Genomic DNA, 11661 nt, shown 5'->3' on the forward strand with positions numbered 1-11661 from the left:
CGGTGTCATGGAGCTGATGATCGCGTCAATCCGCTTCATTTCCGAACCAGGATCCACATCCGGATTCGTATCCATCAGGCCCCCCATGCCGGGAATCATTTTCATGATTTCACGCATCGGGCCCATCTTGCGAATGGTGGCCATCTGCTTCTGGAAGTCGTTCAGGCTGAATTTTCCTGAAGCCATCCGGTTCTGCAGATCAGCGGCTTCTTCCTCATTAAACTGTTCTTGTGCTTTTTCCACCAGGGAGACGACATCGCCCATCCCCAGGATACGTCCTGCCATCCGGTCCGGATGGAATGGTTCCAGACGGTCCAGTGCTTCACCGACACCAATATATTTGATCGGTACGCCGGTTACTTCCTTGACACTCAACGCGGCCCCGCCGCGGGTGTCCCCGTCCAGTTTGGTTAAGATGACGCCATCAAGTTCCAGCGCATCATTGAACGCCTTGGCACTGTTGACCGCGTCCTGCCCTGTCATCGCATCACAGGCGAAGATGACCTGGTCGGGCTGGAGCTTGCGTTCAATCTGCTCCAGTTCTTTCATCAGGTCTTCGTCGACGTGCAAACGACCGGCGGTATCCAGAATCACGGTGTCCACATTGCCCAGTTTTTTCGCCTGGTTCAACCCGTTCTGGCAGACTTTGACCGCATTATTGCCTTCCGGTGCTTCTGCATGCACAGGTACATCAACCTGGCCGGCAATCACTTTCAGCTGCTCGATCGCCGCGGGACGCTGCAAGTCAGCAGCCACCAGCATCGGCCTGCGTCCCTGTTCTTTCAACAGGCGGGCCAGCTTTCCACAGGTGGTCGTCTTACCGCTTCCCTGCAGACCACACATCATAATCACGGTGATACCAGATGGCCTGTATGCAAACCCAGGCTCGACAGGCCCCATCAGATTGATCAGTTCCTGATGGACAATACCGACGATCTGCTCATCAGGTCGCACGGCTTTGAGAACTTTTTCACCAACCGCCTGTTCGGTTACCCGTTCAATGAAGCTGGTGGCGATTTCGTAATTAACGTCTGCTTCCAGTAATGCCTGTCTAACTTCGCGCAATCCGTCCCTGATATTACCTTCGGTGAGTTTTCCACCACGGGCAAGACCGCTCAGAGCACTTTTCAGATTGGACGTTAAACCTTCAAACACGTTAATCAACCAGACCGTTAAGAACTAATTCGATTTTGTTTTGCTACTGGGAATGCCAGATAAAATCGCTTCACTGCAGCTCAGCGATGATAGAAGCTGAGCGCAAAACCGGAACCTAAACCGCGCAACGACAGCAGGTTAAGACACGACGTCTTCTCTTCTGCCATTGTCAGTGTTCACAAAGTTATGGTGAGGCAATAACTTGCATCAAGCCGTGGAGTTTAAAAGCTGTTTGAACAATACACAACGGTTCCAGCACTCCTTTTTAAAATTCTTGTCCCATTTACTCTGCAAAATTCCTACAATATAGTAGAGAAAGCGGACAAACCTGCAATAATGTCAGCATTCCACCCCCGGCTGACCCACAGGATTCTGTGCGATACCAATGATTCGCAACATCCCGGCTGGAGATTTTTGGATTTGTCAGCCTCGAAACCTTATATTTGTGAGTAATTTGGTGTATGGTCTCTGATCACGTTTTCTGCCCTGGAAAACCATGTGACCATCGGTTCACAGGAACCACGTCGCTTCCAGCGTGTCATCTGGGAACACGCCGGTCTCAGGTTGCTTTCCTAGCCTGATTATCCTTCTGTCACTGTCTATTTTGAGTTCAACGAAGCAAAGAAAAAGATGAGTAACACAAAAAATCTGTTCGATAAAGTCTGGGACTTACACTCGGTTAAAACACTGGATTCAGGTCAGGATCAGCTGTTAATCGGCTTACACCTGATTCATGAAGTCACCAGCCCGCAGGCTTTTGAAATGCTGCGTGATCGCGGCCTGAAAGTCCTGTTCCCCGAACGTACCATCGCTACCGTAGACCATATTGTCCCGACGGAGAATCAGGCACGCCCCTTCGCAGACCTGCTGGCGGAAGAAATGATGTCTGCCATCGAAAAGAACTGCATTGAATTTGGTGTAACACTGCTGGACGTCAATGACAGCCGCCAGGGAATTGTTCACGTGGTCGGCCCTGAACAGGGACTCACACAGCCTGGCATGACGATTGTCTGTGGCGACAGCCATACCAGTACCCACGGGGCATTCGGTTCGATTGCCCTGGGAATTGGCACCAGTCAGGTTGCACACGTCCTGGCCACGCAGACCATGGCACTGGGACGCCCCAAAGTTCGCCAGGTCGTCGTAAATGGTGAACTCGGCCCCGGCGTGACCGCCAAGGATGTAACGCTGCACATCATTCGTAAACTCGGAGTCCAGGGCGGCGTAGGTTATGCCTATGAATATGCAGGTGAAGTCTTTGATCGGATGTCGATGGAAGAACGCATGACCGTCTGCAATATGAGTATCGAAGGGGGAGCCCGTTGCGGGTACATCAACCCTGACCAGACGACGGTCGACTACCTGAAAGGCCGTCCGTTTGTCCCTCAGGGAGCAGCGTTCGACAAAGCTGCAGAATGGTGGCTCAACCTGGCTTCCGGTCCGGATGCCAAATTTGATGATGTGGTCGAATTCGATGCCGCCGATATCGAACCCACGGTCACCTGGGGCATTACCCCCGCGCAATCCGTGGGCATTTCAGAAAACCTGGCGCCGATTTCCAGCTATGCCCCCGATGAACAGACACTGATTAAAGAAGCGTTCCGCTACATGGAACTGGAAGAGAATCAGCCGATTAAAGGGCAGAAAATCGATGTCGCATTCATCGGTTCCTGCACGAACTCCCGCATATCCGATCTGCGGGAAGCGGCAAAAGTCGTCGAAGGCCGCCATGTTGCCGATCACGTTCGGGCCCTGGTGGTCCCCGGTTCTCAACTGGTCCGTAAGCAGGCAATTGAAGAAGGTCTGGACAAAATCTTTTCTGATGCGGGATTTGAATGGCGTGAAGCAGGTTGCTCGATGTGCCTGGCCATGAATCCTGACAAACTGGTCGGGAACGAACTGTGTGCTTCATCCAGTAACCGGAATTTCAAGGGTCGCCAGGGAAGTCCCACAGGCCGCACCCTGCTGATGAGCCCGACGATGGTGGCCGCAGCAGCCATCAATGGCTGCGTCACCGATGTGCGGGAACTTCTCACCCCTGCCACGGTTTAATTCAGACTTAATCCACTGACAACATTTAATAAGATTACAAAAATCAAAAGAACAGACTCATGAATGAAGTAGAAAAAATTACCGGCACTGGAATTCCCCTGTTACTGGACGACATCGATACCGACCGGATCATTCCCGCACGCTTTTTACGCTGTGTTACATTCGAAGGCCTCGGCGAACATGCCTTCGAAGACGACCGCATCCAGGATCCGGAACATCCCTTCGATAAGCCGGAATACCAGGAAGCCTCTATCCTGGTTGGTGGTCGTAATTTTGGCTGCGGTTCCTCACGCGAACACGCGCCACAATCACTGATTCGCTGGGGTATCCAGGCGATTATCGCTGAATCGTATGCAGAAATCTTTTTTGGGAACTGCACTTCCCTGGGAGTGCCAGCCGTCTGTGCCAGCCGCCAGACTCTCGAAGCCCTGGACAAAGCCATCAAGCAGAATGCAAAGCAGGAAATCACCGTTGATCTGAAGACCATGAAAATCGCCTGTGGCGATCAGCAGTTTGACTGTACCCTGCCCGAGAATGCGCGTTCCGCACTGATTTCAGGCACATACGACTTTTTAGCCCAGCTACTGAAAAGCACTTCCGAAATCAAAGAACGGGCCGCTGAGGTTCCCTACTTCACATCATTTGCCTGAGAAACCAGTCTGAGTCATTCTCCCACTCTCACAGCAGAGGAAGAATGTCCGCTCTCTTGAGGCAAATGTTGACTTGAAATTCAAATGTGCTCTCATGCCTGAGAAAAAAACAAACAGCAACCGGCGTGATTTCCTGACAGGACGGGTCCTGAAACAGGCGATTGAAAATGCCGGCGATGATCTGGCCGATTATCTGAATCAGGCAACGGAAGAATTCGCGGCCCCCTCCGGCGGATCGACAATCCGTCTGAGTACCCGCGCGATGGCAACCGAATTCGCAATGGTTATGAACCCGGGGGCCAGCCAGCAGGTCATGCGTGCCTCAGATGCACTGGACCTGATTCATGAGTACGAGCAACTGATGACGGTCTATCGCAGTACCAGCGAGATGTCGCGGGTGAATGCCACAGCATCAGAGGGCCCCGTCAGCATGGATCCCCGGCTGTTCGAGATTCTCGATCGGTCTAGACAGATCTGCCTGGACACGGAAGGGGGTTTTGATCCTTCCTCAGGCCCCTTGATCGCATTGTGGCGCGAATCTCGACTGGCGGGCAGACTTCCCACGCAATCGGAAATTGAAGACTGCCTGCAGTATACCGGTATCGAGCAATTTCTGTTTGATCACGAAGCGCGAACGATTCAATACCGGTCGCCTGAGAATGAATTGAACCTGGGCGGCATCGGCAAAGGCTATGCCCTGGATCTCGCCGGACAGTTTTTAAAGTCAGAAGAACAGGAAGACTGGCTGTTTTACGGCGGTTTCAGCAGCATCCTCGCTACAGGAACACATAACAAATTACCTGGCTGGCCGGTGGGAATCAAAAACCCGCTCTTCACCAGCCAGCGACTGGGTACCATTCTCCTGCAGAATTGTGCCATGTCGACCAGTGGATCTTCAGTACAGCACTTTCGTCATCAAGGGCAGCGATATGGGCACATTCTTGACCCGCGCACAGGCTGGCCGGTGTCGGAATTACTGTCTGTAACGGTTATCGCCCCTGATGCAGCCCTGGCGGACGCCCTTTCCACCGCTTTTTATGTAATCGGCATCGAAAAGGCACTGGAGTATTGCGAGAACCATACTCAGGTCGGTACGATTTTAATTCCCCCCCCTGCCCAAGGCAGAAAACTCAGTCCGGTGATTCGAGGAATTCCGAATGAGTTTCTGTTCCTGGATCGCGACCAATTGTTGTCACAATGATTAGTCGCTATAAAGGACTTGTGAAGAACTGGTTTGTAGATCGCACGCATCTGGATCACGATTAATCGTTTCCGAGCGCGGTAAGACGGCCGGACCTGAGTCAACTGACCCGGGTTCCTGTTCTTTCAGAGAGCATGGAAACCAGGGTACTAACCACCGACGATCAATCCGGACCGGCCTTGATCATGTCAAAAAGTGTCACACAGAATCTGACTAATAAAACTGAAATCCCCTGAAAAAATGAGGGTTTACGAGTGCAAGATTTAAAGAAAATCACAGGCATTGCCATCCTGTTCATCGTCGTTTTACGTCTCAGCATTGGCTGGCAACTGCTCTACGAAGGCCTCTGGAAAATTGAAACGCTCAGTTCCAATCGCCCCTGGACGGCCGCGGGCTACCTCAATAATGCCAAAGGACCGTTTCGAGATCACTTCCGCAGCATGACGGGAGATCCCAATGATATGAACTGGCTCGATGCGGACAAGGTCGAAGCCAAGTGGCTCGACTGGGAACAACGTTTCCTCAATCACTACCCCAACCTGACAGACGCTCAGAAATCCCGTGTGCATCAAATGGTTCACGGCAGCGATTATTTTGCTGCGGAATTAAGTGCCCTCCCTCCCGGTGTCGAATTCGACGGCAGCCTGGGCGAAGTGATCAAGTTTGACCCCGAGAGAAAACGCTTGATCGTCGATGGAAAAAAACACCTCACACCAGCTGAAAAACAGCGTTTGCTGGAGATGGTCCCCGTAAAAAAAGGGTCCAACGGTAAATTGACAGGCGGAACTCCCCTTGATCGTGAATACTATGATGCGGTTGAGAAAGTGTATGCGCGCTCTGCCCGACTCAGTTATGTTGAAAAAATGCAGGCATCACTGCGCGGTAACCCGGAACTGGCTGGCCAGATCGATGTCGAACAGGAAGGTACCATTGATGGAAAGCGGGTGGGGAAAATCGAACAATACAAGATTGCCCTCGATCGCTATGAACAGCGTCTTGCCAACGCGGACCAGGATTACAAGGTAGACCACCTTGATAAAATCTGGGCAGAAATTCAGCAGATGAAAGCCAGCCTGGTCAATCCCATTCGCGCCATGGAAGACGAAATGGAATCGGAAGCCACCCAGCTGCTGACCCCCGAACAGCTGGCAGCCGGCCCGGTCCCTCCCGAGGATACGCAGATCCACCGTGTGAACCTGCTGACCATCTACAGTTTGACTCTGCTTGGGGTACTCCTGCTGATCGGGTTTGGCACCCGGATCGCGGCAGTCGCCTCTGCGGGCATGCTGCTCTCATTCTATCTGGTCATGCCTCCCTGGCCGGGAGTTCCAGCCGTACCGGGACCTGAACACAGTTTTATCATCAATAAGAATCTGATTGAAGTCATAGCCCTGCTGGCAATTGCCGCTTTGCCCACGGGAACCTGGTTCGGCATTGATGGACTGGTTTACCGTTTTTTCCAGAGTAGAAAAAACAAGGCAAACAAAACCAACTGATTCGATACATTTTACGTAAGAAATGAAGGTACATCTAACAAACGCCTCGTTTCCCGCCTATAATTTAGTTAACAATCACTCTCTACGGATCACAGCTACGCATTGCGTACCAGGAGATTATTAAGATGAATCTGACTCCCGAACAGGAACAAATCGGTAAAGATAACTTCAATGAAGCTGTTTCGTTTACACGTCGTGACTTCCTCACCACGGCAGCAGCAGCCGGTACCGGTTTAGGTGCTACCTATTTTGGATACGAGGAACTCAAAGGCAAACCAGTCAAAGTTGGATTCATCGGCACGGGTGATGAAGGCAGTGTGCTGATTACCCAGCATCCACCTGAATACATGGAGATTGTCGCCATTGCAGACCTGCGTCCTTCGAACCGCCACAAAGCGTTTCACGGACATGGCAATGAACACCGTGTCGGTCTGATTAAGAAGCTTGGCGCAGAAAAAGCTTCCAAAATCAAACAGTACGACGATCATAAAAAACTGATTGCTGCAAAAGAGGAACTTGGTCTGGAAGCAGTCGTGATTGCGGTTCCCTTAAGCCAGCACGCTCCCATCGCGATGGCAGCACTGGACGCCGGGCTGCATGTGCTCTCTGAAAAACTGATGGCACACAACATCACCGAATGTAAACAACTCATCAAAAAAGCCAAAGAAAAGAACCTGCTGCTCGCTGTAGGGCACCAACGTCACTACAGCGTTCTGTATGACAATGCAAATCAACTGGTAAAAACGGGCCTCCTCGGCGACATTCGACATATCCGCGCCCAGTGGCACCGCAACAACAGCTTCCCCGGTCGGGACAGCTGGCGAAAAAGAGTTCCCAAAGAAGACGAAAAGGCGCTCGCCCAATCCGTCCAGGAATATGGCTACGACAACATGGACGAACTCATCAACTGGCGTCTGTATAACAAAACAGGCGGTGGTTTGATGGCCGAGCTGGGTAGCCACCAGTTGGATGCCTGCAGCATCTTTCTGGGCAAAGTTCATCCGCTGGCAGTTCAGGGTTATGGCGGTAAAAACTTTTACGGCGTCAAAGGCATCGGTTCGAAAGACAAACAGGAAGACGATCGCGAGATCGATGACCATGTGTATGTCACCTTTGAATTCCCGGGCCCACACTACGATGCAGAAACCAACCCTCGCGACATCTGCATCGTGACTTATTCTTCAATCAACACGAACCGCTGGGAACCTTACGGTGAAACCGTACTCGGCAGCCGTGGTACCCTGATCATGAAGACTGAAAAAGAAGCACTGCTCTTTAAAGAAGCCAGCCCCTCAACGGGTGGTGGCGGACCTGACCAGCGTCTGTGGGTCATCAAATCCAGCGATGGCAGCGGCCCGGTCCTGGATGCATACGAAACCACAGCCCCTTCTGCTGCTGCTTCAGACACCACCAAAGCGATGGGCGATGAAATCAGTCGTGGATACACCGAAGAAATGGAACATTTCTGCCACTGTATCCGCACAGATAATCACAGCGATCCCAAAGACGGCGGTCTGAAATGTAATGGAACTGTCGCGATGGCCGATGCGATCATGGCATTGACTTCCAACCTGGCCATGAAGCATAAGGTTCGCATCGAATTCAAACCTGAATGGTTCGATCCCGAAAGCCCCGCGACTCCCGAAGCGGATTTTGCTGAAAAACTCGCCTGATCGCAGTCTATTGAATTCAGACTCTATTTCGATCATGATTCCACAATGCCGAGGAATAACCCCCTCGGCATTGTTTCTTTTTAAATAGTCATCGCATCCACTGCAAAGGGGAATCACGTGTCGGAAGGACGCAAGGCAGGCTTGTTTCTCATATTCGTAACCGTCTTTATCGATCTACTCGGTTTTGGAATTGTATTACCCCTGTTGCCCCGCTACGGCGAACACTTTGAAGCAGGGGGTACCACACTGGGACTGCTGATGGCATCCTTTTCAGCCATGCAGTTTCTGTTTGCTCCCATCTGGGGACGGATTTCCGATCGCGTCGGGCGCCGCCCGATCCTGATCCTGGGTCTGCTGGGCTCGACCTTCTTTTATGGCATGTTCGGTTTCGCGACCTCACTTGGTAAAACCGGTATGTTTCTGGGAATTGATGCCCTTTCCTGGTTATTCATCACCCGTATCGGCGCTGGAATCGCCGGCGCCACGATCCCGACCGCACAAGCATATATCGCCGATATCACCGGCCCTAAAGAACGGGGAAAAGGGATGGCCCTCATTGGCGCCGCCTTTGGGATCGGCTTCACATTCGGACCACTGATTGGCGCTGCTTTTGTTTCTGCAGAAACAGGTGCCACTCCCAGTGCAGCGCCTGGTTATGTTGCCTGCGTGCTCTCCGGGATGGCTGCATTGCTCTCCATTTTCATCCTGCCCGAATCCCTGACGAAAAAGGCGACTGATTCTTCAGCGAAACGTCATCACTGGTTCGATATCTCAGGTTTTCGTCATGCCCTGGCACAGCCGCGCATCGGATTGATTCTGCTGGCGATTTTCCTGACTACTTTTGCGTTTGCCCAGTTTGAATCCACGCTTTCACTGCTGACCCAGGAACTCGGCTTTGCCGCCCGCAGTAACTTTTTCATCTTTGCCTACATCGGTTTCATCCTGACTCTCAGCCAGGGAATCCTGGTCAGACGCCTGATTCCCAGACTGGGAGAATATCGCATGGGACTGATTGGGATTATCCTGATGGTCATCGGCCTGCTGCTGATCGGCGTAGCCGGCAATTCCGGGTCCTACACCATGCTGTATGCCGTACTCCCGATTTCGGTAGTTGGTTTTTCCGCCACCACCCCTTCCCTGCAGTCGCTCCTGTCCTTGAACACTTCGGATGAAGAACAGGGCGGAGTCCTCGGCGTCGGTCAGAGTATCTCTGCCCTGGCCCGGATTCTTGGTCCCCTCGCGGGCATCATCCTGTTTAAAGGAACCCGGGGAGACTTGATCACGGGCAGTATCACTGCCCCCTACTGGGCAGGAGCGGGGATTATGATACTCGGGCTGATTCTGATGTTCCTCTTAAAAACGGGCTCAACAGACCCGGAAACAGAGCCCGAAATCTCATCGCCGGTTGAGTCTTAACCTGTTCCCAGACATACAGAAAACCCCTCAATCACCTGCAAAAACCCGGTCTTGCTCTGTGACTTAAATTGTGATACTGATACGCGCTGTGGTAACTCATCATGACAGGATAGACACTCTTACAGGCACCGATGCCATGCGCGAACAATTCTTCAAATCAAAATGGACCCGCTGTATTCTGCTGGCATTGGCCGTTTCACCTTTTGTCACAGCCAGTTTCGCGCACTGGTCTGGCTCACGCGTGCAGGATTCACTCGCAGCAGAGCCAAAACCTGCGCTGGCATTTGAAACCTATCTGGTCAACACCGGCATGGTGAAAGAAACCACCCGGGTCGTCGGTGCCCGCTTCCGCTTTAAGAATCTGAGTGAGCACACCGTAACCGTGACCGATCTGGTCCCCAGTTGCGGATGCCTCAAACCACGACTCGAGAAAAAAGTCTATGCGCCCAATGAAGCAGGAGAGTTCCAGCTGAAAATGGAAACAGCCAGCGAATCTCCCGGACAAAAAGAATACTTCGTTGATTTCAAATATGAAGACACACAGGAACGCTCCACGCGACTGACTTTCAAACTGGAATTACCAGTCCGCAGACTGGTCGTCAAACCCAAAGCTCTGGTGATCTATCAATTCACACCCGGACGAACCATTCATCCGCTGACTGTTTCCGACTATCGAGGCGGTAAAGAGTTCGAAATCCTCAGCGCCGAAAGTACTTCTGAATACGCCCAGGTAAAACTGGCTGAACGGGAGTTCGACAAAGGGGTTACTTCACAAAAACTGGAAGTCGTTGTGGAAAATCTGGTGCCCCCCGGAAAACACAATGGAATGATCGTCATTAAAACCAACGATCCCGATTTTCCGGAACTCTATGTCCCGATCATTATTCAGGGACCCGACCAGAAAACAGCTCAACAGAATCTACCAGGTTCACCTAACGCCAATTAGACGGTGTGCAGTCTTCCTGCAGCATCTCCCATGCGATTTGAGCCAGGTATCAAAGATAAAGCGACGCTCTGCTCAAGGGTAATGCGTTCCGGATCAACGGGATCAGCCTTTTCTCAAGCTGTAGATATTTCCTCTTTTTTTGGAAATCTTTTCCATTAATTGTACGGAGACCGCAATTCAGCCCCACTATTAATGGGTAGAGCAACCTGATTTTCGGGTTTCTCCCCACAATCCTTTTGAATTTAATGGTGCTGTATGCGTTTAACTCTGAGAACTCTGATCGCGTATCTCGACGACGTCCTCGAACCCTCTCAAATCAAAGAGATCGGCAAGAAACTGGAAGAAAGCAGCTATGCTTCCTCTCTGGTGGAACGCATTAAAGACGTTTTACGCCGACGTCGACTGACTGCACCTGAAGTGGAAGGGCCGGGCTCAAATCCCGATCCGAATACAGTCGCGGAATATCTGGATAATACGCTGACACCGGAAAGCGTTGCTGATGTAGAAAAGATCTGCCTGAATTCCGATGTGAATCTTGTTGAAGTCGCCGCCTCGCACCAGATTTTAACCCTGGTTCTGGGCGAACCCGCGACCATCAACCCGGATACCAGAGATCGTATTTACGCCTTGGGACCTGCTCCTGCAGGCACTCAGACGGAGACAGCAGCTGGAACGACAGTGCCCCAAACACCGGCATCTGATTCAGCAATGGCTCCACACCCCCCTGCTTCAAGCCCCTTGCGTAATCCGACTCCCGTTAAACAGCAGACGATGCCAGCAGAAGAACCGGAGCCTTTCTCTTCGCGCATACCGGATTACCTGAAAACAAAACCGCTCTGGAAAAGGATCACTCCTTACTTCCTGGTAATCCTCGCAGCTGTCGTCTGGGCAGGACTGTTCTTCGGCGATTCGACACTTTTCCCCAACCTGTTTTCGGATGGTGACAAATCGAACCAGGTAGCCAGCACTGCCATCGATAACCCTGAAGTCGATCTGGGAGCACCACAGGCAATTAACAAATCGGAAACGACTCCCCAACAGAATGCTCCCGCTGTTCCCGCAACAAATACAG

At 51.8% G+C, this 11661-nt stretch carries 9 protein-coding genes; 8 read left to right on the plus strand and 1 reads right to left on the minus strand.

The window, feature by feature from the left end:
- On the minus strand, nucleotides 1–1155 hold a 1155-nt coding region (ffh, locus tag AACZ40_RS24540), incomplete at its 3' end, for a signal recognition particle protein (RefSeq protein ID WP_339676204.1).
- Nucleotides 1156–1785: 630 nt separating this feature from the next.
- Here ffh and leuC point away from each other — a divergent pair.
- The 8 genes from leuC to AACZ40_RS24580 all read left to right on the plus strand — a co-directional run.
- Nucleotides 1786–3207, plus strand: a complete 1422-nt coding sequence (gene leuC / locus AACZ40_RS24545) for a 3-isopropylmalate dehydratase large subunit (protein ID WP_291168978.1) — start codon at nucleotides 1786–1788, stop codon at nucleotides 3205–3207.
- Between the two features lie 59 nt (nucleotides 3208–3266).
- Nucleotides 3267–3857: a 3-isopropylmalate dehydratase small subunit gene (gene leuD, locus AACZ40_RS24550; RefSeq protein WP_291168979.1), complete on the plus strand. Its 591-nt coding sequence runs from the start codon at nucleotides 3267–3269 to the stop codon at nucleotides 3855–3857.
- Between the two features lie 94 nt (nucleotides 3858–3951).
- A complete protein-coding gene (locus tag AACZ40_RS24555; protein WP_291168980.1) occupies nucleotides 3952–5058 on the plus strand; it encodes an FAD:protein FMN transferase in 1107 nt (368 codons plus the stop codon).
- A gap of 254 nt (nucleotides 5059–5312) precedes the next feature.
- Nucleotides 5313–6554, plus strand: coding sequence for a hypothetical protein (locus tag AACZ40_RS24560; protein WP_291168982.1), 1242 nt, complete (start codon nucleotides 5313–5315; stop codon nucleotides 6552–6554).
- Between the two features lie 125 nt (nucleotides 6555–6679).
- A complete protein-coding gene (locus tag AACZ40_RS24565; RefSeq protein WP_291168983.1) occupies nucleotides 6680–8227 on the plus strand; it encodes a Gfo/Idh/MocA family oxidoreductase in 1548 nt (515 codons plus the stop codon).
- Nucleotides 8228–8344: 117 nt separating this feature from the next.
- The gene (locus AACZ40_RS24570; RefSeq protein ID WP_291168985.1) at nucleotides 8345–9643 is read left to right on the plus strand and encodes an MFS transporter; all 1299 of its coding nucleotides are present in this window, start codon (nucleotides 8345–8347) and stop codon (nucleotides 9641–9643) included.
- Between the two features lie 136 nt (nucleotides 9644–9779).
- Nucleotides 9780–10589, plus strand: coding sequence for a DUF1573 domain-containing protein (locus tag AACZ40_RS24575; protein ID WP_291168987.1), 810 nt, complete (start codon nucleotides 9780–9782; stop codon nucleotides 10587–10589).
- A gap of 255 nt (nucleotides 10590–10844) precedes the next feature.
- Nucleotides 10845–11661 (plus strand): hypothetical protein (locus tag AACZ40_RS24580; RefSeq protein WP_339676209.1); only part of this gene is annotated, 817 nt, incomplete at its 3' end.

The sequence above is a fragment of the uncultured Gimesia sp. genome (assembly GCF_963972345.1).
Lineage (GTDB): Bacteria > Planctomycetota > Planctomycetia > Planctomycetales > Planctomycetaceae > Gimesia.